This is a genomic window from Ramlibacter sp. AN1133 (assembly GCF_037890035.1).
Taxonomy (GTDB): Bacteria; Pseudomonadota; Gammaproteobacteria; order Burkholderiales; family Burkholderiaceae_C; genus Ramlibacter.
On sequence record NZ_JBBKTQ010000021.1, the window covers coordinates 19,870 to 42,938 of the forward strand.

The window sequence follows — 23,069 nt, forward strand, 5'->3', positions numbered from 1 at the left end:
CTGTCCGGGATAATCTGGGCTTCAAGCAGCCGAGCCAGCGAGCTTAATCGCTTCCCGGCCGCGCGCCCTCCATGACCGTCCCTACGCTGAACTACGTATCCTGCCCCGACGCTTCCGGCACGCACCGGATGGCGTACTGGCTGTGGGGCGAGCCCGATGCGCGGCACGTGGTCGTCTGCGTCCACGGGCTGTCGCGCCAGGGCCGCGACTTCGACGTGCTGGCGCGCGGCCTGCTCGAACGCAGCCCGCATCCGCTGCGCGTGGCGTGCCCGGACGTGGTGGGCCGCGGCCGCAGCGACTGGCTGGCGCAGCCCCAGGGCTACGGCATCCCCCAGTACGCCGGCGACATGCTGCAGCTCCTGCACCAGCTCCATGCCGCCGCGCCGATCGGGACCCTCGACTGGGTGGGCACCAGCATGGGCGGGCTGATCGGCCTGACGCTGTGCGGCGCGCCCAAGCTGCCGCTGCCCGTCCCGGTGCGCCGCCTGGTCCTGAACGACGTGGGCCCGGTGATCCAGTGGTCCGCGCTGCAGCGCATAGCCACCTACCTGGGCAACACCGGCCGCTTCGAGTCGGTGCAGCAGGCCGCCGACGCCATGTGGCAGATCTCGCGCAGCTTCGGGCCCCACACCCCCGAGCAGTGGCTGGCGCTGTCGCAGGCCATGGTCAAGGCGCTGCCGGAGGGCGGCTTCACGCTGCACTACGACCCCGCCATCGCGGTGCCGTTCCGCTCGATCACCGAGGCCGATGCGCAGGCGGGCCAGGCCGCCCTGTGGCAGCTCTATGACGCCGTGCGCGCCCGCACGCTGCTGCTGCGCGGTGCCGACTCCGACCTGCTCTCGCGCGAGACCGCGCTGGAGATGACGCGCCGCGGCCCGCAGCCGCGCCTGGTCGAATTCGAGGGCGTGGGCCATGCGCCGACGCTCGTTGCCGACACGCAGGTGGAGGCCGTCGCGGCCTTCCTCCTGGACACGGAATCCGCCACCGATGAAAAGCCATACAGCGGAACAGGGTGAGAGCCGCGCCGTGCCGGACCTGGTGGCCGCGGCCGAACAGGCCCTGCCGCAGCAGGCCAACGCGCTGCAGCGCTCGCGCGCCTTCGCCGAGCCGCTGATCGCCGGCGAGACGCTGGAGACCGGCGAGAACACGCTCGCGCACGCCGACGCGGTCGCCTCCATCCTCAAGTCCATGGGCGGCTCGGAGGCCATGCAGGCGGCGAGCTACCTCGTGTACGCCGTGCCGCACCTGAACAAGCCGCAGGACGTGATCGCCAAGGCCTTCGGCGAAAGCTATGCGGCGCTGGCGGTGGAGACGACCAAGCTGGTGCGCGTGCAGCAGCAGGCGCGCGGCGCCGAGCACTTCCTCGAAGACCCGCGGGTGCAGACCGAGAACGTGCGCAAGATGCTGCTGGCGTTCTCGCGCGACCTGCGGGTGGTGATGCTGCGCCTGGCCTCCCGCCTGCAGACGCTGCGCTACTACGCCGCGACCAAGCAGCCCATGCCGCCCGCCGTGGCGCGCGAGGCGCTGCAGGTGTTCGCCCCGCTGGCCAACCGCCTGGGCATCTGGCAGGTCAAGTGGGAGATGGAGGACCTGGCCTTCCGCTTCCTCGAGCCCGAGACGTACAAGCAGGTCGCGCGCTGGCTGGACGAGAAGCGCGTCGAGCGCGAGGACTACGTCGACCAGCTGCGGCGCCAGCTCGAAACGGAGCTGCGCGCCCAGGGCATCCACGCGCAGGTGCACGGCCGGCCCAAGCACATCTACAGCATCGTCAAGAAGATGCGCGGCAAGTCGCTCGACTTCGGGCAGGTGCTCGACGTGCGGGCGCTGCGCGTGATCGTGCCGGACGTGAAGGACTGCTACGGGGCGCTCGACTGGGTGCATTCGCGCTTCACTCCCATCCTCGAGGAGTTCGACGACTACATCGCCAAGCCGAAGCCGAACGGCTACCAGTCGCTGCACACCATCGTGCGCGACGCCGCGGGGCGGCCGATCGAGATCCAGATCCGCACCCACGCGATGCACGAACACGCGGAGCACGGCGTGGCCGCGCACTGGGCGTACAAGGAGGCGGGGCACAAGGGCTACGCCGGCGTCAGCGCCTCCAGCGAGTACGACACCAAGATCGCCGTGCTGCGGCAGCTGCTCGCCTGGGAGCGCGACCTCTCGGGCTCCGACAAGGGCCTGTTCGAGGACAGCATCTACGTGCTGACGCCGCAGGCCTCGATCGTGGAACTGCCCAAGGGGTCCACCGCGGTGGACTTCGCGTACACGGTGCACACCAGCCTGGGCCACCGCTGCCGCGGCGCGCGCGTGGACGGCGCGATGGTTCCCCTGAACAAGCCGCTGGCCAACGGCCAGACGGTGGAGATCGTCACGGCCAAGGAAGGCGGGCCCTCGCGCGACTGGCTCAACCCGGAACTGGGCTTCCTGGCCAGCAACCGCGCGCGCAGCAAGGTGCGGGCGTGGTTCAACGAGCAGCTGCGGCACGAGACGGTGGCGCGCGGGCGCGAACTCGTCGAGCGCCTGCTGCAGCGCGAAGGCCGGACCGCGTTCAAGCTGGAGGACCTGGCCGCCAAGCTGGGGTTCAAGTCCGCCGAGGACCTGTTCGCCGTCGTCGGCAAGGACGAATTCTCGCTGCGCACCATCGAGACGCTGCTGAACCCGCCGGAGCCCGCGCCGAGCGAGGACGAAGTCCTGCTGGCGAAGAAGTCCAAGCCGGTCGGGGCGAAGTCGCCCAAGGGCGGCGTGCTGGTGGTGGGCGTGGATTCGCTGATGACGCAGCTGGCCAAGTGCTGCAAGCCGGCGCCGCCGGACGCGATCAGCGGCTTCGTCACGCGCGGCAAGGGCGTGAGCATTCACCGCCGCGACTGCGCCAACTTCCGCGAGATCGCGGGCCGCAGCCCGGAGCGCGTGATCGAGGTGGAATGGGGCCGGCCCAAGGGCGAGGCCCAGGTCTACCCGGTCGACGTGGCCATCGAAGCCAGCGATCGCCAGGGCCTGCTGCGCGACATCTCGGAAGTGTTCGCCAAGGAGAAGATGAACGTCGTGGGCGTGCAGACGCAGTCGGTGCGCGGCACGGCCTGGATGACGTTCACCGTGGAAGTCGCCGATTCGCAGCGCCTGGGCAAGGTGCTCGCCATCGTGCGCGACGTCTCGGGCGTGCAGTCGGCGCGGCGGCGCTGAGATGGGCGACCTGCTGCTGCGCGACGTGCGGCCCCTGGGCGGGGCTAGCGTCGATGTGCTGGTGCGCGACGGGGTGATCGCGGCGATGGGTTCGGGGTTGCCGCGCGTTGCCGGAGTGCTGGAGGAGCCGGGCGCGGGCGCGCTGCTGCTGCCCGGCCTGGTCGAATCGCACACCCACCTGGACAAGACCTTGTGGGGGCTGCCCTGGTACGTGAACGCGGTCGTCGGGCCGCGCCTTGCCGACCGCATCGACAACGAGCGGCGCTTTCGCGCCGGGAGTGGCCACGATGCCGCTGCACAGTCGCTCGCGCTGGCGCGCGCCTTCCTGGCGCAGGGCACGACGCGGCTGCGCACGCATGTGGACATCGACACCGATGCCGGCCTGCGCCATCTCGAGGGCGTGCTGCGCACGCGCGAGACGCTGGGCGATGCGATGGAGCTGCAGATGGTCGCCTTTCCGCAATCCGGATTGATCGTGCGTCCCGGGACGGCCGCCTTGCTGGAGGAGGCGTTGCGCCTGGGCGCAGACGTGCTGGGCGGGCTGGATCCGCAGGCGATCGATGGCGAGCGCGACGCGTCGCTCGACCTGCTGTTCGCCATCGCGGGGCGCCACGGCAAGCCGCTGGACATCCACCTGCACGAAACCGGGGAGGAGGGCGCGGCGACGCTGGCCGGCATCCTCGATCGCGTGCAGTCCTGGGGGATGCAGCGCCGCGTCGTGATCAGCCATTGCTTCTGCCTCGGGGACGTGGACGAGGCCGGTCGCGGGCGCCTGCTCGAACGCATGGCGCGGCTGGAGGTGGCGATCGTCACCACCGGCACCGCGTCGCGGCCCGTTCCGCCGCTGCTCGCCTGCCGCGCCGCGGGGGTGCGCGTCGCGGCGGGCAACGACGGCATCCGCGACACATGGACGCCTTACGGCCGCCCCGACATGCTCGAACGCGCGATGCTGCTCGGCCTGCGCAACAACCTGCGCCGCGACGACGAACTCGCGCTCGCGCTGGAGACCGTCACCTCCGCGGGAGCCGAGGTCTGCGGCTTCGCCGATCACGGCTTGGCGCCGGGCTGCCGCGCGGACCTGGTGCTCGTGCAGGCGCGGAACATCCAGGAAGCCGTGGTCGCGCACCCCGAGCGCAGGCTGGTCGTTTCGCGCGGCCGCATCGTCGCCCGGCAAGGGTCGCTGATTTCCTCTGCTACAATAGCGGGCTCAACGACAGGCGCGTAGCTCAGCTGGTTAGAGCACCACCTTGACATGGTGGGGGTCGTTGGTTCGAGTCCAATCGCGCCTACCAATTTCTCCCTTTCGGATCAACGACTTAGCGTTTTGGGGATCCGTCTGGGGACAATCCAGGGACAAATCGCCCATGGCCGCGACCAGCATTCGCCTGGCCGCGCCGCCGTCCGCAGACGGAATCCAGCGGGCGTAGACCTCCAACAGCATCTTCACGCTGTGACCCGCCTGCGCAGCGATGTAGGCGGGCGGAACGCCGGCCATGAGCGCTACGGTGCAGTAGGTGTGCCGAGTGCAGTACGCGCGCCGCGCGCGAATCCCTAGAGCTTTCAGCGTCGGTTTCCAGTAGTGATCACGCTGGCTGCGCTCGTCGTGCCAGGGTTCGCCAGTGACAGGGTTCTGGAAGACCTCAGCGGACCTTTCGCACGTATGCGCGCGCATGATGTCAAGAGCCTCGAGCGCTTGTGGCACCAGGTCAACATCGCGCTCGCAGTTCGTCTTGCTGCCGTCTCGCTCAGCGCCCCGGAAGGTCCTGACGCGCTGTACGCGCGCCGTCGCCGCAGCGAAGTCGATGTCACCCCAGCGAAGTGCAATGATCTCCTCCGGTCGCATCCCGCAGTAGAACGCGAAGAGGAAATAGGCGTAAACGCGTTCGTCAAAGCGCGCCTTCATCTGGGCCAGCACGCGATCCCGCTCGCCCCGGGTCAGTGGGTCCGGCTTCTTCTTGACGACGGGCATGTTCTCGATTTCCGCGACCGGTGCCAGGGCGGCGCGGGTGCCGCGGTATTCCATGCCGAAGATGCCCCGCAAGGCAATCATGTAGTTGTTGTGCTGCTTGGCGCTCTTCCAGTGGAAGCTGCCGATCTTCGCTTCGGCCACCTTGTGGTCGATCTGGCCGACGGGGGTGTTGGCGCCGAACATGCGAGTCCAGAACCTGACTGCGGTGCCGTACTGGTCCTTCGTCGCTGCGGTGAGCCTGCCCTTCGACTGCAGCCAAAGCTTCGCAAGTTCGCCGAAGACGTGTTCGCGCTGCGGCGCTCGCTTGGGTGCGCGCGGAGAGTCCGGAAAGTGCTCCGCATAGTCGAACGTGCCAGCGTTTATCGCCTTCTGCACGTCGCTCGCGAGGCGTCTGGCGAACTTCACGTTTGCTGGCGTCGGCAATAACGCCTTGCCTTCGATGCGCACCGTTTCTGCGCAGCGTTCACCGGCATAGGTGAACTTGATCCGGATGCTGTTGTTCCGAATCTCCACGCGGCCGCTGGTCGCTGTTCTGGCCATCGTTGGTCATTGTGCCGGTTGGGCGGTCCGAGGCTGCTTTTCGGCCCAGCGGTTGTAGCCCTCGACATCCATCACGATGGAGCCGTCAGGCGCCTTGTGGTACTCAAACCCCTCGCGCCATACGCCTTCCTCGCGCTTTCGGCTGACGGCCTTCTCCGTCCAGCCGGTCATTTCGCAGAACTTCTTGACCCGAAGATGTGGAACCATCGTCACTTCTCCCAATCTTGCCGAACTTGCGAGATCGAGGGGACTTCTGGAGCATATTTGCTCGTTCCCTCATATTCGCGCCTGCTCCTTTCTTGTTGTCCTGCCCCGCTGCCGCTGAGAAGCACTCAGAGTGCGTGGAGGGGCGTCTGGGGTAGACCCAACAGGTCTGCAGGAGGGTAGTTTCCGAGGCAGTCGGCCTGCTGGCAACCGCTCAGGGCCCGAGGTGGGACAACAGCCCCACGCGCGTGCCGCCGACGCGCAAGTGTGTCTGGCGGTTGGCCGATGGCCCGCCTGGAGAATGTGCGACATGGGGCGGCACGGCGCCCCACAGAGCGCTTGGCGTAAGGGGGAGGCATTGATGCTATTTCCACGGCAGGGAACTGTCGTGAAGGTTCCATCCGGTGGGCAGCCCCGTTTTTGGCGAATTTCCCGAGCGCGAGCTACTCATCACCTCAAAGCACTGACCGCGCCGAAGCGTCGGCCAACCGGAGCGTCATTCCAAGGACTTTGTACAGCGCATTCAGCCGCTGGGATAGCGTGTTCGGCTGCGCCCAATCCCGCAGGTCCAGTACGTCGATTGCCGATTCCAGCAGCGGCTCGTATTCCGGTTGGTTTCCCATCAAACTTACGCGCAGGTCCGGGCGCATCTGTCGCAGCTTTGTCTTGACGAGGTGCCGTCCATAGACGGTGCTCATCAACCAGTGCGGCTCGCAACTGTCCATTGCTGGGTGCTGCCGAAAGTCCCTCGCTCTCAGATGCAGCTTCGCTTCTTGGGGCATGGGTGGGCCTTTCCTTCGCTTGCCGATTCCCCAGCCTCTCACGTACTGAACGCATGTCAAGGGCCTCGCAGGAAGATTCCCGCTGGTTTCGGGCGGCGGCGGCGACGAGGCCGCCAGTATTTCGCGAACTGCCCGGGGTCCGAGGACTTCTTTGCGAATGTTCAAAGTCTCGCGCGGCGCGGGTCAAAGGCGGACCCGCAAGCGGTTCCACTTCAATGGGCGCAGCATGCTCTTCCTCCTACTCTGGTGACGGAATGGCCATGAGAAAGTCTGCGTCGAAAGTCGCCGCGGCGCGCCTGGCCGCCTGCACCGAAAGGCTCTCAGGAGACGGTGCCGGCGTCGTCTCCGGGACAGCTGCGAGGACAGGCACCCCGGCCACGCCAGCTGAAAGAGAGACGCCGGGACTTCCTGGGGAAGGCAGCAGCGCTGTGAGGGGCGAACTCACCGCATTCAGGCCACATGCCACGCGCGCCAGGGCCACCAGTTCGCGCCCGCGCAGCGCGGAGGGTACTCCCTGCAACCGTGTGAACAGCTCGTGCATGTGCTCGTCTACGGAGACACGAATCTGAAGCCGACGGGATCGTCGTCCGGGCGGCTTCTCCTCGTTCAATCCGTTCTCCTCAACGCGCAGAGCCTCGATGGAGCACTTCGCCGAGGATCTGAAAGCCACGCACGTTCGAGAAGATGGGGTCGGTGTCAATTTCCATCAGCGGAGCCAGAGTCGGGATGGTGCGGGCCAAGTACTCGTGAAACACTGTCGCTCCGCCGCCGGTGAGCAGAACGCGTTTCACGGCATCCAGCGGCCCTGTGCAGTCCAGCATCGCCTGAACTGACTCGTGCAGGACCGCATCGATGGCCGACCGGTAGGCGGAAAGCTCGAATTGCCGCGCCCCTACCGTGAAGCTCGCTGCGTTCGTGCGCAGTGCGTCGTCGATAGCCTGGACGACTTCGAACTGGGTTTTCCAACTGGGGTTGATTCGATCGGCGACGGCATAGGCGCATTGGAGCATCGCCTTGTGGTACGCACCCGATCGCCTCCAGTTCGGTACCTGCCCATGCGACATGAACCAGTCGAGCGTTCCACCGCCCGGATCCAGGACCAAGGTCCAGCCATCCAGTTGCGCACGTCGTGTCATACCGAAGTTGACCAGCCCTCCGAACGGCTGCACGCGGACGATCGACGTCCCGATGGTGATGCGGCGCAGGCCCTTCGAGTCGCTGGTTCCAATGAAGTGCTCGCCGCGCATTCGCTCCTCAAGTCTCGCCGCGTGACGGTGGAAGGTGTTCAGCGGCAGTCCCAGGACAAGTGTGTCGATTGCAAAATCCTGTCTCGCTCCAGCGTCCTTCGCCATGTAATGCATCGCGCCGAGCATCAGCGCGTAGTACTTGTCCGTCTGGCAGTACTCCGGATCGACCGGTCGGGGCTCGGTGCCGCTGGTGTAGTAGATCGCGCCTGGCCCGACGACGTAATTCACGCCACGCACATTGACAGTGCACGCGTCAGCCCTGCCAGGGCCATTGGCCAGGTTCAGGTCGCTCGCTAGCGCCTGTGGTGCCAGAGACGGGTAGATCCCAACGTCGATGGTGCTGGAGTCACCGGCAGCTTTTCGGCCCTTCGTGTACTTCACATTGAAGTAGCCCACGTCGATGGCGCGCACTCCAACGGAGACTGTCGTCGATCTTTCCATTCGTTCCCCATCCTTGAAGCACACGTGCAAGGGCAGGCAGTTTGAAAGTCAGAAGAGTCGCTGGCAAACGGCCAGGGCCAGGGCGGCACCCCATGCGGCTTGTACGTGCCAGTGCTCCGTGGAAATGGCCGGTGAGTCTGCTCCGCGCCATCGATGACACATAGCGCGTCTTGCGTGTGCCGCCGCTTCCGGACGCGCCCCATTGCAAGGGCCGGCTCGCATCGCCGGCCGCCATGCAGCCAAGTCCACCGGCTGCGATGGACCGCGCCCGCTTTTCCACACCTCAGGGAACAGAGAAAGTCCCGTGCCTCAAATGAACCTGAGTGCTGCCGATCAAAGGGCCTGAAGCGCCCGCCGGCGCCCTGTCCACTTGTGTGCCGGGCCTCGGACGAAAACTGAGGGCGGTGGTGAACCGGCCTGCGGTGTACAGGCTGCCCACAGCGGGCCCTTTGCGCGTGACAGCCAGTCAGACGGTATGTATTCTTCCCAGCGCTTCCTCCGCGAGGAGATTGCATCGGCGAATGCCGAATCGGTCGAGGCGGGTACGCCTCATTCCAGGCAGAGAGCCTGAACCTGGGGCCCAGATGCCCCGTGCTGCCGGCCATTGAGGCTGGAAGTGGTGACTCCGTCTGGAGCGCCCAAAAGCAAAGTCACCTTCGGCCTGGAAATCAGGCCCGCCAGCAGGGCGCTTCCCCGAAAGTGGAGCTCCCGCGCGAGTGCGATTGGCATTTTCGTTTCCGTTCCTTGCGATACCACCTTCGCACTGACTCCTGGCAGATGCCGGGCGGCCTGGTAGGCCTACATGTCTGTGCGCAACTGGTTCCATGGGCAGTCCGGCGGATCTGCCGGAGCTGAAAAGGAAACGCAACTACGGTGCGCGAATAGCGCACATCGGGTCGGCCGCCCACCTGGCCCCGTCAGCTGTGCTGGCGGTGAACTCCCCTGGCGCCATTGATTGCGCCAGGGTGTCCCTATGCCAACAGGGATGTCACGCGGGAACTAGCCCCCCGCTGGCAGGAGACTTTGCTCAAGTGCCGGGCTGTGTCGACTTCCGTTTTGATCCGGCCTTGCGCTGCCGGTTGTCCATTCCTGTGCTCGTGACGATCTGGACCGGCGCCACGCGTTGAGCTCTCATACCAGGAGGAAATCGCCAATGGAAATGCACCAGGCACGATCCACCGACGACGAACTGCACCTGCCCGATCCGCGCAAGGTGAATGCGGAACTGCGTCGCCAGCGGCAAAAGGAGAAAGAGCAGGAGAGGATCGCCAAGCGCGGAGACGGCATGTTCCGCAAGCCGATCGCAACTGCGCGCGAGCTGCATGCCGGTGACCCGATCAGGCAGATCGGCTATCTCTTCTCGGTTCGCACCATCCCGGCGGCCAAGGGGCGGCCCAGGTTTCTGGGCGACAAGCGCTTTGCAGACCTGCCGAAGCACCTGGTCCAGTTCGTGAGGATGCTGCCGTCGCTGCGCTGCCCGATCCAGAACATCGGCGAGCTGGGCAGCGCGCACGTCGTCGCCCTGGTTCGGGCCTGGCAGGACAGGGGCCTGAGCCCCGGGTGCATTCAGAACTATCTTTCCATCCTGCGTCGCTTCTTCTGTCTGGCAGGGAAAGAGCACGTGATTCCGGAAGGCGAGAAGCTGCGCACGATGCTGCTCGTCAAGGGCCTTGCGCTCGAGGGCCGGCAGTACATCCCCGAGCTGCAGAAGGGCTGGCGCGACCTAGGGCACGATCCTCTGGGGCTCATCGAACGGATTTGCAACGACGGCCACGCGGTCGTTGCTTGCCAGATGGAGATGCTCTATGCATGGGGGCTGCGCGACAACGAAGCCTTCCACATCAGGCCGGCGGAGTCCGATAGGGAGACGAACGGCGCCGGCCTCGGCGTCACGCGGGGCACCAAGGGAGGCAAGCACCGGACGGTGTACTACTTCAAGGCGAACCAGGAGTTCGCGCGTTACCAGAAAGAGGTGCTGGAGCGCGCCAAGGCCCTCGCGGCGCTCCACCCGAGAGGGGAGCTCTCCGTTCCAGGCATGACTCTCAAGCGGATGAAGAACCACTTCCACTGGGTGATGCGCAAGTACGGGATCCACAAGACCGGGATTGGGATCACGCCCCACGGTTTACGGCACCAGTTCGCCTGTGACCTGTTCCAGGACGTGTGCGGCCTCTCCGCCCCGGTGCTCGGACTGCTTCCTGCGGCGGTGTACACCAAGCATTCCGAACTCGTGGCATTGGCGCTCACGGAAGTCAGTAAGCAGCTGGGACATGAACGCAAGACGATATCGGCCGCCTACGTGGGCTCAACCACGAAGCTGGGCAAGACACAGCTTTCGCGCATTAGGGAGTCGCTCCGCAAGCTGGAGCCCGGCTATGGCGCACTCCTGGACGCGGGCGTCACGGACGCATGGATGGTGGGCGCCTGCGGCCGCGGCGGTCTGCCGCCAGAGGGAAGAGCAATGCACATCGCGGTTCGGCTCGAAGATGGCGTGCAGAGCTTCAAGGCAGCAGCAGCCTGGCTACAGACGCTGCAACGAACCCTGGAGAGCGTGACGGCGCTGAACATCAGGGTGCTCCCTTGGGTCGACTCGATGCCGCCGGATGATTCGACCGAAATCGTGTTCGGCAAAGGGTGCCTGCGGAATCCGGATTAGACAAGACGAGACCTTGGCCAGCGGGCAAGGTAGGCGCGATCTCGCGCGCCACAGGACGAGTCGCAAGCGGCACCAACAGAGAGGACGACATCGCCAACTGCGTGCCGACCGCTGCGTCTGTTGGAGGGTTTCGGGCCGAATTGCGTCGGAGATTGCGCGTGCCACGTCCGAGGTGGTTCAGAGCACACGAGGCGCCGGGTGCCGTCCGCGCCTGGCGGCAGGCAAACGCACAGACGCGGCATCGCGTCGGCGATCGGCTCGCGCCTTTACCGGAAGCTCACCTAGCGGCTGCAGTTCAACGGGTCTTGCCTTCCGCGGCCGTTTCAGCGGTGCAGCCGGAGAACTGCGGCGCCGGAAGGGTACTTCCACCTTCGCGTGCGGCCGGAAGCTGGGAGGCGTGTGTCCGCAACGGGTTGCCCCCTGCACCAACATCGCGGAGCGAGTGGAGTACGTGAACCTGAAGCGGCGCGAGCGAGCGATCGCAGATCGGTCAGTGCCCCTTCATGTGCCGCAAGTCCGTGCGTTCATTGCCATCCTCCGTAATGAGGATGCGCGCGTAACGAGTTGCCACAAGACTGTGCGACAACAATTCATCGCGCAGGGAGAATCATTCTGGAGCAAGACAGCGCGCCCGATCCGCACTTGCAGGCGCGAGTCGCCTCGGAGGACCTAGCGTTCGCGTCCATGCAAAGCGCGGTCACCGCCCGGAGAGCCGCGGCGGGCTACCCCGACGCCGAGCTCGCGCGGCCGCACTGGGCCCTGGCCCTGTCCGGCGGCGGCATCCGCAGCGCGACCTTCTGTTTCGGGCTGATCCGGGCATTCGCGCGCAACGGGGTTTTCCGGCGATTCGACCATCTCTCCACTGTCTCCGGTGGCGGCTATATTGGCGCCGCGCTCGGGCGGCTGTACGACGGAAAGCGCACGGCAGCTGAAGTGGAGGCTGGCATTGCGCGCGACGATACCTTGCTGCTGTGGTGGCTGCGTAGCAACGGGCGCTATCTCACTCCAGCGGGTGCTCGCGACCTCGGCCAGGCCTTCGCGTCCGTCTTCCGCGGCATCATGGCGACGCAGTTCGAGGTCGGCATGCTCCTGATCGTCATGACGGGTCTGCTGCTGCTGCCATACGTCCTGCTGCAGGCGGTCAACAGCGACGCGTGGGCTGCTTGGCTAACGCACTTCCACGAGAACGCCGGCTCCTTCTGGTTCCTGGCGCTCTCAATTCCTATCGCCTTCGCCTCCCATAACATCTTCGCTTACTGGTTCGTGCGGGGGACTCGCACTTCGCGATCGACGGCGACAGACCTCCTCGTCGCCGCTGCCTGCGCGTACCTTGGTTGGAACTGGGGCAGCGACGCGTTGAATGCGCTGGCAGTTCCGCCGTCGGCGCCGCGTCACGTCCTGGCGGCGCTGGCATGCCTGCTGCTGTTCACTCCGGCTACCGCCATCATCTGGCGGCTGCTGCATGGGCAGGCGAGCGTGCCGGCGGCTCGGCTGGGGCATACCAAGGGGCTGGCGCTGTCTCTCTGGGCGTTGTTGCTCATGGCCGTGGCAGGCATCCTCGACTGGGCATCCTGGTTCCTCGCACGGTGGCTGGCCGAGGCGAACGCGCCGCTGAAAGTCAGCCTCGTCTCCGCCTTGCCGGTGCCGCTGGTCGCGGGAGCGCGCCTGGCCCTGCCTCGTATCCGCAAATGGATGGAGCAGGCGAAAACTCGGCCGGTGAAGACCGAACGCTTGCTGCACATCGCCGGCCTGTCGCTGCTGATGCTTCTCGCCCTGGCCTGGGCCACGATGTGTCAGTTCCTCATTGTTCACCTGCAGTGGCAGTGGTTGCATGTAGCCGTGGGCGCCCCCGGACAGGCTGCGGCGGTAGGGGTGGCGAAATGGCTGGTTCTGGTCGGCCTGCCGCTGATCTACATTCTTGCCAGGATGCGCGATCTGGAGATGTTGAACCTCTCCTCGTTGCACAACTTCTACCGAGCCCGCATCGAGCGGGCCTACGTCTCCTGCGGCAATGCGGAGCGTTTCGGCCAGAGCGTTCTGGCAGGCGCCGACCGGCCTTCCACCAGCCTCGCTCGCAGCGTCATCGAAGCCATGCACGGCGATGACATCGAGTTGGCACAGTACCAGCCGCATGCCGCAGGCGGTCCGATCCACCTGGTCAACTGCTGCATCAACCAGACCCTGGACGACCGTACGCAGAACTACAACGCCGATCGCAAAGGCGTGGCGCTCACGGTCAGCAGCTTCGGAGCCGAAACCGGTGGGGAGTTGCCGCCCGCCGACGCGGCCGCGGTGCCGGGCAAGCTGTCGACGTGGGCAGCCATCTCTGGCGCCGCAGCGAGCAGCGGCATGGGTTCCCAGACCTCGCCGGGCCTGGCTGCCCTCCTTTTCCTGTCGGGGCTGCGACTGGGTTTCTGGCACGCGTCCCTGCTCCGGCCCGATGGTGGCACTTGGCGCGCGCTCACAAGGCCGGAGCTGATTCATGCAGAGGGGATGGCCCGCTTCCCCGGCTTGCGCAGCCCACAGTGGTACTTGTCCGACGGCGGCCATTTCGAGAATACGGGCGTTTATGCGCTCCTGAAGCGCAAGGCGCGCCTGATCGTCGTCGCTGACTGCGGCGCGGATCCGGACTACCGGTGGGAAGACGTCGAAAACCTCGTTCGCAAAGCGAAGATTGACTACGGGACTGTGATTCGCTTCGTGCTGCCGCCGGAGCTCGGGCTGTCCGCGACCGACGCGGAGAAGAGCCTGCACGCGAGCATCGGTTCGCCATCAGCGATCCAGCGGGAGGAGGGCAATGCCTGGCTCCTGCTCGGATGCGTCACCTACGCCGACGGCAGCGGCGCCACGCTGCTGGTGGTCAAGCCGCGCCCGGTCCCCGGCATGACCCTGGACCTTTCGAGCTATGCGGCGCGAAACAAGGAGTTTCCGCAGCAGTCGACGGGTGACCAGTTCTTCGACGAAATGCAGTGGGAGGCCTACCACCAGCTGGGCCTCATGCTCGGCGCTCCCCTGACTGAAGCGAACCTGAACCTGATCGAGACCTGGGCCGTGCAGGCCTGCACAGGGAGAGACGCATGATCGACCCGCCCAACCCGCCCAACCCGCCCAACCCGCCCAACCCGCCCAATCCCCCTCCCTCCATTTACCAGGGCCTCTCCAACGCGGCCAAGCTCTGGGTGATCGCGATCGCTGGACTCATCGCGGGGGCCAACCTCGGCGTCGCATGGTACATGTCGAATGGCGCCCTCCAGTCGCTGAAGCTCGCGGATACGGACATGGCGCCGTTCATGGCGTCCATCGAGAAGGCGGCCGGCAAGGAGGCGGCGCAATTGGAGTCGAGCGCGCGGCACGACCTGGCCGCCCGTGCGATGCACATCGTGGCGCTCACGAAGCTCGTCTCCAACAAGCAGGGGCTCGTCATCGTGTGCTTCGGCGGCGCATTCGCCTTAGCGGCAATGGGCTTCGCGCTGTTTGTGATCGGCGCGGATGGTGCTTTCCAGGTGACGGCCGACAGCAGCGACAAGGCGCGCGTCGTGCTGTCGGGAACGGCGCCGGGCTTGCTTTGCTTCCTGCTGGCCAGCTGGCTCATCGTAACGGGGGTGAAGGACAAGTCGCAGATCGACCTGCCGCCGTTCTGGATTGACACGCAGGGCGGAGCCGTGCCCGACCCGGCTAAGGCGTGTGCTTTTAAGTCGGTGGGAAAGTGCATGACGAAGGAAGAGTTTGAAGCCGCCGTGGCAAAACCGGAGAACCGATGATGTGCCGAATCGCAGTCCTGCTGGCCTTCTCGGCCTGCGCACTGCCCCTTGGGGCAGAGACTCTCACGGATCCATGCTATGGGCACCTGCGGCGCGCCGCCTATGCGGAATCGCCGGCCGGCCCCATGAGCGACTTCGAACGCGCCAAATGCCATACCGCCCTTGAAGCGCGCTTTCCGAGTGGGATCGTCGGCGGCGACAAGCCGTCCGTGGATGGACTCGCCTTCATGCTCTATCAGCGCCTGAAGGCGGGCGCTCCTCCAGTGGTCGCCACGCCTGCAGACGGCGGGCATGTCTCGGCTTCGCCCCACCCCAGCAAGAAGCTGGGCGGCGGCGGCGTGATCGTGGTCCCCAAGTTCAACTCCCAGTGAATGGCTGAACGATGTCCCCCAGGAACTATGCCAAGGTCGTGATCGCGGGCCCATCGCCAGATTTCGAGGCGTACCGCCAGGCGCTCGCGCAGATCGCGCATCCACAGGTGGATGTAGGAGTGCTGCAGGTCGGCGTGCACGAAGCGGTGCTGCGTCCACACCTGCTGCTGCACCTGCAGGCGCGCAGCGGATTGCCCGTCGACCAGGTGCTTAGGCAGGCCGGTGCCACGCGCGTCGAACTGATCACCGAGGACGATGCGTACACGCTGTGCCGCCACCGCGTCGAAGAGGACGTTCCCGCAAGGACGCTCGAACCGGTCCCGGCGCAGGAGGGCGGCAGGCTGTGGCACCTGAATGCCGTGAATGTGCAGCCGGCGTGGCAAGCGGTCGGTGGCCCCGATACCATCGACTGGCACGACATCGTCGTCGGGCAGATCGACACCGGATACACGCACCATGTCGCATTCGCCCACGACGGTGCCGGCGACGCTGCCAGCTGGATCCGCGCCTCCGCCTGCCGCACCTTCCTCTACCCGGACGTGCCGGCGGAGTACGCCGTGCTGCCGCCGCCTGAGCCGGGCAACGGAGTCGACCCGCTCGCCTTTGGAGCCCTGAACAAAGGGCACGGCACCCGCATCGGCGCCACGATTTCCGGTTGCGCGCGAATGGAGGACGGCGAGATGTACTACGGCATCGCGCCCAGAGTTCCGCACGTCATCGTCCGCATCACTGACTCCGTGGTGATCAACACGCACCAGCAGGAATTCGTCGAGGCCCTCGACTACCTCGTCAACGTCGTGCGCGTGGACGCCGTCAACGTAAGCCTCGGGGTGTTCCCGCCAGTCGCCTCGGCCGCCATTCGCGCCGTGATGCGCAATGCACGCGACCAGGGCGTGATCGTCTGCTGCGCCGCGGGCAACTACGTGGATCCCGTCGTCGTGCCCGCCCGGCTCGACACCGCCATCGCCGTTGGCGGCGTCACCTGGCAGAAGCGGCCCTGGAGCGGCAGCAGCTTCGGGCCGACAGTCGCCTTCAGTGCACCGGCCAAGGACATCTTCCGTCCGGAGGCGCGGCGTTCGCAGCTTGGCACCTCCTTTGCGGGCGGCGGCGACGGGACCTCCTATGCAACGGCCATCACCACCGGCACCGCCGCGCTGTGGCTGCTGCGCTGGCGCACGGAGATCGCGCAGCGCTACGGCCGCAGCGCCGCTCGCGTGGAAGCCTTCAAGGCAGCGGCGCGCGCCACCTGCCTGGTGCCCCCGATGTGGGAGCCCGAGCCCTTCGGTGCCGGCATCCTCGACGCGGGGCGACTTTGCACGCAGCAGGCCGAGGCCCTGCCCTGATCGGGCGCAGAGGTGGCGCGAACGACCGGATGCACACAATGAACTGCCTCACCATGGAAGGATGCCAATGATGCGCTGCTTAGTCTGGACACTGGCCGCAGCATGCCTGCCGCTCGCGGCCTGCGGACACCTGCAGCTGCACAGCGACCTGCGGCAAAAGCAGGGGGAGACCGCGCTTAGCGCCTGGCACGCCGTCGACCTCAAAGGTTTCTTCGCGGCCGAGCGCACGAATGAAGCGAAGATCCTCGAACAAGAGTTGGCGAGCACTGAGAAGCTTGCCGTTGTGCGTCGCGAGCTGGAGATACGCAAGCTCGCGCGCACCCCGGTGCGCAGCCTCCCCAAGGTGTACGACGAGGCGCTGTTGCCGCTGGTCCTCGACGACCCCAACGCCGTCACGCCTCAAGCCCGTGCGCAGTTCGAGGAGGCACTGCGCACCGCGAGGAACGCCCACAACGCTCAACAGGCTCTCCAGCGCCAGTTGGACAGGGACATGTCGTTCCTGCAGGAAATGGGTGCGCCGCGCTTCAGCTGCGCGCAGCTGCTCGATGCCGACCAAGCCATCGTCGATGCCTGGAAGACGAGAGAGCCGGCGCGTGCTGCGGCGGCAGGCGGACGCCTGCGCGACGTTGCGCGGCACTGTCACAGCATCGCCGCACAGGAGGTCGCCGCCCGGGCTGCCGTGGCTCGTCTCACTGGCGGACGGATCCAGACCATCGCGAGCGCCATGCAGGCAGCGCAGCAGGCCCGCGCACAGCGGGAGCAGGCGGCAGACACCGCCCGCAAGGCGTACGAGGCGGCGTTGAAGGAGTACAACGCCGAAGTCGAGTCCGCCAAGGCGGGCACGTCGACCGTAGAGAAGGCCGGCGCCGCGGCGGTGAAGGCAGCTTCGGCGCTGCAGCGCGTCGAGCAACTGCAGAACGCGCTGTCCGAGGAGTTCGTCTCCGAAGAGAGAATCAAGAAGATCGAGGCCCTGCTCGCCAGCCTCAAGGCGGGCACCATCCTGGACACCGAGGACGCATCCAAGGCGCAGATCGCGATCTCCTTCTTCCCGACGATCGCCGACGATATCCGCGCGATCCGGCAGGCCCGCAAGGGACGTGCTGCCGTGCCCTTGCTGATCCAGCGCGACATCGACATGGCCAGGCTGAACGCCGCGAAGGCCCGGCTCGCCAACGAACAGCAGGACATCGCTCTGTCGTCGGCGGAGCTTGGGGCCACACTCGTCCAGGCGAACACCTATGTCAACGCCAGGAACAGGCTGTTCGGCGAGCCGGTGAAAGGCATGCCTGCCGTGGTCACAGTTGCGCCCGCCGGAGCGACGGTGGCCGCGGCATGGTCCGACCTTCAGCCGGACCAGCGCATCGCGCTGCTGGAGTCCACCAGCCTGTACCTCGATGCATTTGGCCGCCAGCAGGCGGAGGCGGATGCGGCGGCGACGCGACGCTTCGCGCTCGCGAAGGAACGCGCGATCGCGATGTCGGAGATCAACGCGGGGATGTGGAGCTCCTTGATCGGCGCGACGGTGGACCAAGCCGCCGAATTCGGCGCCCTCGGGATCAAGGCATCCGACATCGCGCCCATCCTCAACCTGCTCGGCCTCCTCTACATCGGCCGTGGAGTGAACCAATGAATCGCACCTTCCGCCTGCTCGCCGCCTGCGCAGCGGCCGCTACGCTGGCTGCCTGCTCGACACCACAGGTCGCACTCGACCAGGCGAACAACGGTGTTGGCCTTACGCAGAACCTGCAGGACGAACTCGCTCTTTACGCGCGCAACGCCAAGCTCTCCGCCGGACGCCGGCTCAGCTCGGTCGCGACGCAGGATGCTGCGACGGTTCGGATGGTGCGTGACAACGACTACGAGACCTACCTCTCTACAAAGGCCGGCAAGGATCCCCAGATCGCCGCGCAAGACCGCATCCGCGACGCAAGCGACACCTACCTGCGGCTGCTGATCGAGGAGCAGAAGGCACGCGCCGAGATTGCGGCAAGGCTGCCGGGGCTGGTGCAAGATCTTCCCTCTCCGGCGGAAAAGCTCAACGCCGTGCAGAAGACGCTCGCCGACCTGGGTACCGAACTCTCTGCATCCGAACGGCTGGCAGTCGTCACCAAGTTCCTCAAGGACGCCAAGGACATCGCCAGCAAGAACCGGCAGCAGGCCGAAGGCTCGGCGGCCCCGCCGGCCGCGGCTGCATCCGCGCCTGCCGCCAATCCATAGAAGGGGAGGACCATGCCTGAGAAGAAAACCGTAATGGACATGTCCGAGCCCGAGAGGGATCGTACGGAGATGTGGTTCGCGGAGGCGCGCTCCGGAATCATCGCCGACCTGATCATCCTCGACAACGAACTCGAGGACGCCAGCGTGCAGCAAAAGGCCGACCTCAACCGCGAAAAGGCCCGGGTGGTCAGGACGCAGACGATGGTCGAGCGTGCGGAGGAGGCTTTCTTCACCGACCGGACCAAGGCGCTGGAGCCTCCCTCGCAGACGCAGATCAACGAGACGAAGCGTCTCACCGCGGACCTCGGAAATGAGATTGCCGCGAACAAGGCCTCACAGGCGGCGGTCAGGTTGGTGAGCGATCTGGCCACCTTCATCGGCAGGATGCTCGCATGAGGGGGCGCGAAACTCGCCCTTTGCCAAAGACCGCGCGGCTCCACCATGAACCGACGCGCTACGTCGCCCGGGCAAGAAGCCTGATGACAGCCGAGCCTTCCTTTTCGGCAGGCGTGATCGCGCCGCTGCTTTCTTGCGTGCTCTTTGCCGCATGCGCCTCACAGACACCGGCGGCTGGCCCGAACGCCTGCCATTCGCGCGATGCTCTGCAGCAGTGCCCGCTGATGCCGACCCGCGTGCTGGCGGAGTTGAACGAGGGCACCGCCACCGCGATGATCGATGCGCGCTGCCATTGGAACAGCACCGGCGTGCTTCTCGAGCCGGATGCGCACTACCGAATCACTGCGGCCAAAGTGGTCGAGGGCTGGGCGGACAGCTGGCAACCCGAATCGGACCTGAAGGATGGCTGGCCAGGAATCTTCAGGCTCAGCGGAAAGCTGTTCCAGCTCCGCGCCCGTGCGCCGGGGCACCCGATGTACAGCTTGGTCGGAGCGGAGGGCCGCGATGAGAGCACCTTCTTCGTGGCGGGATGGGAGCAAACCCTCACGGCGACGCGCAGGGCCGAACTGCTGTTCTTCGCCAACGACTGGGAGAATCACTACCAGAACAACCACGGTTGCGTGGAAGTGAGGATCCAGCGTCTTCGGCGCACGTCGCGTAGCTCGGCTAACGATTGAGAATTGACCTAGCTCTTTCCTAAACCACCGCTGCTGGCCGAGGCCGTGCGAGATCCCGGCGGGAACATCCTGGGAGAGCGCCATGGCCGGCGCGGCGGGCATGCTCCGGTGCCGCCATCCAATGTGTGTGCTGTGCGTGAAATCCGTCCTGATAGCGAGGGCAACGCTGGCGTCGAATTCCGGATACGGGAGAACTGCACTTCCGGTTCGATGAGCGGAGTGTGGAGAGGCACCCATGGCCTGTCTCATCGTGCACCGCCCAGCGATTGCGGCGGCATCAGCGATGCTCAGACTTACAGTGATCGCGCCCCATCTCGACTCTACCGATTTCAACACCCGGATTGCCGGCTGCCTGCAGCCGGACCTGCGGGCGGCAAACTTTCCGCGCCTACCTGAACTGCGACCTCACGTGGTGAGCTGCACGCGCAGGGCCTGCGCGATGCCGTCAACCAGCTGCGCGTTGCTCAGGTCGATCCGCCGCACCATTCCCACGGGCGGTAAGTTCCACTGAAGGCGCTGCGGCAGGACGCTGGCGCCACTGGCCTGCGCTACCTCCAGGGCAATGTCGTCCGGCAGGATCGTGATCGCATCCGGCAGCTGACGCAGCACCGAACCGACGGTCTTCTGCGCGTAGGCCTCCAGCACGGGCGCGGGCACCTGCTGGCCGGCGGAAGCGAAGATCGAGTGGATCATGTTGCGGATCGGCGAGTTCTGCGGGGGCAGGATCCACTGCAGCGAGGCGAAGGCGTTCCAGTCGATGCCGCGCCGCGCCAGCCGCCTGGCCGCCGCGCGGGACACCACCAGCCTGGGCTCCTGCGGATAAAGATGCTGCTGAACCAGTCCGCTGCCGGCGCGGGCGGAGGTGAACCGGCAGATTGCGCAATCGAGCCGCCGGCTTGTCACGGCCTCCAGCAAGCGGTCCGTCGTGGCCTCCTCGACGACGAAGCCGAGCGCAGGCCGAAGTCCAAGCAGGTGGCGCCACAGGGCGCCATGCGTGTTGTTCGACAGATAGGGGATGACACCGACGCGCAGCACGCCCTGGAAACCCGCGGTGAGTGATGCGAGGTCCTGTTCCAGCGCGGACGCATCGAGCAGGGCGTTGCGAGCGCGTGCCAGCACGAGCTCGCCGGCTGGCGTCGCTTCCAGGCCTCTTCGGCTGCGGACGAACAGCGGTGTCATGAAGATGTCCTCGATCTCGGCCAGCGCCCGGGTCACCGTCGGCTGCGCCAGGTTCAGTCGCTGCGCGGTCCGGCTGATGGAGCGTTCGCGATCGAGTTCGGCGAGCAGCGCGAAATGGCGCAGCTTCAGCCGCGAGGAAAGGCGTTGCAGGGTCGGCGTGGACATGCGCCGATGCTAGCGGTGTATAGCAGCCAATGCATGCACCTATCCGAAGATATGTGGGCTGGGCTATTTCAGGCGTCTACACTGCCGGCGATGTTCACCACCCGTCCAGAAATCATTGGCACGTTCGGCGTCGCATCGTCCACCCACTGGCTGGCGTCGCAGACGGCCATGGGCGTGCTGGAACGCGGCGGCAACGCGTTCGATGCCGCGGTCGCTGCAGGGTTCGTGCTGCAGGTGGTGGAGCCTCACCTGAACGGGCCCGGCGGCGAGGTGCCGATCCTGTTGTGGGACCAGCGCCAGCAGCGCATGCAGGCGCTGCGGGGGCAGGGACCCGCACCGCAGGAAGCCAGCGTCGCGGCGTTTCGTGCACTCGGCTTCGAGCAGGTCCCGGGCATCGGGCTGCTGCCGGCCGTGGTGCCGGCGGCGTTCAGCACCTGGCTGGCGATGCTGCGCGACCACGGCAGCTGGGACCTTGCCGATGTGCTCGCGCCCGCCATCGGCTACGCACGCGATGGTTTCCCGGTGCTGCCGCGCCTGTCGCAGGCCATCCTCGCGGTGCGCGCGCTCTTCGCGCAGCATTGGCATTCATCGGCCGCCGTCTGGCTGCCGGACGGCAAGGTCCCGATGCCGGGGTCCCTGCATACGCTGCCGGCCCTGGCAAACACCTACGAGCGCATCCTGCAGACCGCGCAGCGTGAGGCCACCACGCGCACCGGCGTGATCGATGCCGCGATCCGTTGCTGGCAGCAGGGCTTCGTGGCGCGCGAGATCGATCGCTACTACCGCGCCGAAGCCGTGTACGACACCAGCGGCGAGCGGCACACGGGCTTGCTGCGCTACGAGGACATGGCCGAATGGCGACTGGAGGTCGACGCGCCGGTGACTGCCGACTTCGGCTGCTATACGGTGGCCAAGTGCGGCTTCTGGAGCCAGGGCCCGATGTTCCTGCAGCAGCTTGGCGTGCTGCGGCATGCCGACCTCGCCGCGCACGCGCCGGGCAGCGCGGCCTTCGTGCACCTCGTGAGCGAGGCAGCGAAGCTGGCGCTGGCGGATCGCCTGGCCTGGTATGGCACGGCCCCCGGCGCCGAGGCGCGCCTGCAAGATGCCTTGCTGTCGGACGAATACCTGCGGGCGCGCTGGGCGCTGATCGACCCGCGCCATGCTTCGCAAACGCTACGCCCGGGGTCGCCGCTGAATGCCGTGCCGCCCATGCCGGACCTCGGGGTCGCCGCCCGCACGCTGGAGAAGGCGGAAATCCGCTTCGGTGTCGGCGAGCCCACGTTCGCCGCGCTGCCGCCGCCCTCCGAATGGGCCGAGCGCGAGATCTTCGTCGGCGACACCTGCCATGTCGACGTCATCGACCGCCACGGCAACATGGTGGCGGCCACGCCCTCGGGCGGCTGGCTCTCGTCGAGCCCGGCGATTCCCGCACTCGGCTTCGGCATCAGCACGCGCCTGCAGATGACGTGGATGGACGAGGGCCTGCCGAACACGGTCACGCCGCGGGTGGCGCCCTGCACGACGCTCTCGCCGACGCTCGCCCTGCGCGACGGCGAGCCGTACCTGGCCTTCGGGACGCCCGGCGGCGACCAGCAGGACCAGTGGGCGCTGGCGTTCTTCCTGCGCCACGCAGTGCACGGCATGAACCTGCAGGAGGCCATCGACGCCCCGGCGTGGCATGTCAAGCATGCGCCCAGTTCGTTCTGGCCGCGCCAGACCGTGCTCAACACGCTGCAGCTCGAATCCCGCTTCGATGCGCACGAGATCGATGGCCTGCGTGCCCTGGGACACCAGGTGAACGTCGGCGAGCCCTGGTCCGAAGGCCGCATCTGCGCCGCCAGCCGCAGCACTGACAGCCGCGGCCGCGCCGTGCTGCGCGCCGCCGCCAATCCGCGCGGCATGCAGGGCTATGCGGTAGGCCGCTGAGGCCCCCCTTTT

At 66.6% G+C, this 23,069-nt stretch carries 17 protein-coding genes, 1 tRNA gene and 1 pseudogene; 14 read left to right on the forward strand and 5 right to left on the reverse strand.

The features are described from left to right. Positions 1-71 precede the first annotated feature (71 nt). The 4 genes from WG923_RS23145 (at position 72) to WG923_RS23160 (ending at position 4,475) form a co-directional block, all read left to right on the forward strand. Positions 72-1,016 carry an alpha/beta fold hydrolase gene (locus tag WG923_RS23145; RefSeq protein WP_340353371.1) on the forward strand — a complete coding sequence of 315 codons (945 nt, stop codon included), beginning with the start codon at positions 72-74 and terminating at the stop codon, positions 1,014-1,016. Further along, complete coding sequence (locus WG923_RS23150) at positions 988-3,183, forward strand: RelA/SpoT family protein (RefSeq protein ID WP_340353372.1); 2,196 nt, start codon at positions 988-990, stop codon at positions 3,181-3,183. Before WG923_RS23145 ends, WG923_RS23150 begins: the two co-directional genes overlap by 29 nt. A gap of 1 nt (position 3,184) precedes the next feature. Then, positions 3,185-4,408: an amidohydrolase family protein gene (locus WG923_RS23155; protein ID WP_340353373.1), complete on the forward strand. Its 1,224-nt coding sequence runs from the start codon at positions 3,185-3,187 to the stop codon at positions 4,406-4,408. Then, a tRNA-Val gene (locus WG923_RS23160) sits at positions 4,399-4,475 on the forward strand. The genes WG923_RS23155 and WG923_RS23160 overlap by 10 nt, the downstream gene beginning before the upstream one ends. A gap of 188 nt (positions 4,476-4,663) precedes the next feature. Here WG923_RS23160 and WG923_RS30445 read toward each other — a convergent pair. The 4 genes and pseudogenes from WG923_RS30445 to WG923_RS23180 all read right to left on the reverse strand — a co-directional run. Continuing rightward, positions 4,664-5,692 (reverse strand): annotated as a pseudogene (locus tag WG923_RS30445) (Arm DNA-binding domain-containing protein); the annotation flags it as partial. A 6-nt stretch (positions 5,693-5,698) separates the two neighbouring features. Further along, positions 5,699-5,863 (reverse strand): excisionase, encoded by a 165-nt coding sequence (locus WG923_RS23170; protein ID WP_340353375.1) that lies wholly within the window; start codon positions 5,861-5,863, stop codon positions 5,699-5,701. A 488-nt stretch (positions 5,864-6,351) separates the two neighbouring features. Continuing rightward, positions 6,352-6,594: a hypothetical protein gene (locus tag WG923_RS23175; protein WP_340353376.1), complete on the reverse strand. Its 243-nt coding sequence runs from the start codon at positions 6,592-6,594 to the stop codon at positions 6,352-6,354. A gap of 704 nt (positions 6,595-7,298) precedes the next feature. After that, the gene (locus WG923_RS23180) at positions 7,299-8,366 is read right to left on the reverse strand and encodes a ParM/StbA family protein (protein WP_340353377.1); all 1,068 of its coding nucleotides are present in this window, start codon (positions 8,364-8,366) and stop codon (positions 7,299-7,301) included. Between the two features lie 1,153 nt (positions 8,367-9,519). On the opposite strand from WG923_RS23180, the gene WG923_RS23185 reads away from it, so the two are divergent. From WG923_RS23185 to WG923_RS23225, 9 genes are all read left to right on the forward strand, one after another. Then, positions 9,520-11,022, forward strand: a complete 1,503-nt coding sequence (locus WG923_RS23185; RefSeq protein ID WP_340353378.1) for a phage integrase N-terminal domain-containing protein — start codon at positions 9,520-9,522, stop codon at positions 11,020-11,022. A gap of 684 nt (positions 11,023-11,706) precedes the next feature. Continuing rightward, positions 11,707-14,103, forward strand: coding sequence for a patatin-like phospholipase family protein (locus WG923_RS23190; protein ID WP_340353379.1), 2,397 nt, complete (start codon positions 11,707-11,709; stop codon positions 14,101-14,103). After that, positions 14,100-14,783 carry a hypothetical protein gene (locus WG923_RS23195; protein WP_340353380.1) on the forward strand — a complete coding sequence of 228 codons (684 nt, stop codon included), beginning with the start codon at positions 14,100-14,102 and terminating at the stop codon, positions 14,781-14,783. The genes WG923_RS23190 and WG923_RS23195 overlap by 4 nt, the downstream gene beginning before the upstream one ends. A 125-nt stretch (positions 14,784-14,908) precedes the next feature. After that, complete coding sequence (locus WG923_RS23200) at positions 14,909-15,154, forward strand: hypothetical protein (RefSeq protein WP_340353381.1); 246 nt, start codon at positions 14,909-14,911, stop codon at positions 15,152-15,154. Positions 15,155-15,165: 11 nt separating this feature from the next. Then, a complete protein-coding gene (locus WG923_RS23205) occupies positions 15,166-16,497 on the forward strand; it encodes a S8 family peptidase (protein WP_340353382.1) in 1,332 nt (443 codons plus the stop codon). Positions 16,498-16,558: 61 nt separating this feature from the next. Next, positions 16,559-18,127 carry a hypothetical protein gene (locus WG923_RS23210; protein ID WP_340353383.1) on the forward strand — a complete coding sequence of 523 codons (1,569 nt, stop codon included), beginning with the start codon at positions 16,559-16,561 and terminating at the stop codon, positions 18,125-18,127. After that, positions 18,124-18,714 (forward strand): hypothetical protein, encoded by a 591-nt coding sequence (locus WG923_RS23215; protein WP_340353384.1) that lies wholly within the window; start codon positions 18,124-18,126, stop codon positions 18,712-18,714. The genes WG923_RS23210 and WG923_RS23215 overlap by 4 nt, the downstream gene beginning before the upstream one ends. Positions 18,715-18,726: 12 nt before the next feature. Further along, entirely contained in the window at positions 18,727-19,110 is a 384-nt protein-coding gene (locus WG923_RS23220; RefSeq protein ID WP_340353385.1) for a hypothetical protein, read from the forward strand. Positions 19,111-19,193: 83 nt separating this feature from the next. Beyond that, positions 19,194-19,787 carry a hypothetical protein gene (locus tag WG923_RS23225; RefSeq protein ID WP_340353386.1) on the forward strand — a complete coding sequence of 198 codons (594 nt, stop codon included), beginning with the start codon at positions 19,194-19,196 and terminating at the stop codon, positions 19,785-19,787. Between the two features lie 405 nt (positions 19,788-20,192). Here WG923_RS23225 and WG923_RS23230 read toward each other — a convergent pair whose 3' ends face one another. Further along, positions 20,193-21,131, reverse strand: a complete 939-nt coding sequence (locus WG923_RS23230) for a LysR family transcriptional regulator (protein ID WP_340353387.1) — start codon at positions 21,129-21,131, stop codon at positions 20,193-20,195. A gap of 90 nt (positions 21,132-21,221) precedes the next feature. On the opposite strand from WG923_RS23230, the gene WG923_RS23235 reads away from it, so the two are divergent. Then, positions 21,222-23,057 (forward strand): gamma-glutamyltransferase family protein, encoded by a 1,836-nt coding sequence (locus WG923_RS23235; RefSeq protein ID WP_340353388.1) that lies wholly within the window; start codon positions 21,222-21,224, stop codon positions 23,055-23,057. The last annotated feature ends 12 nt before the right edge of the window (positions 23,058-23,069 follow it).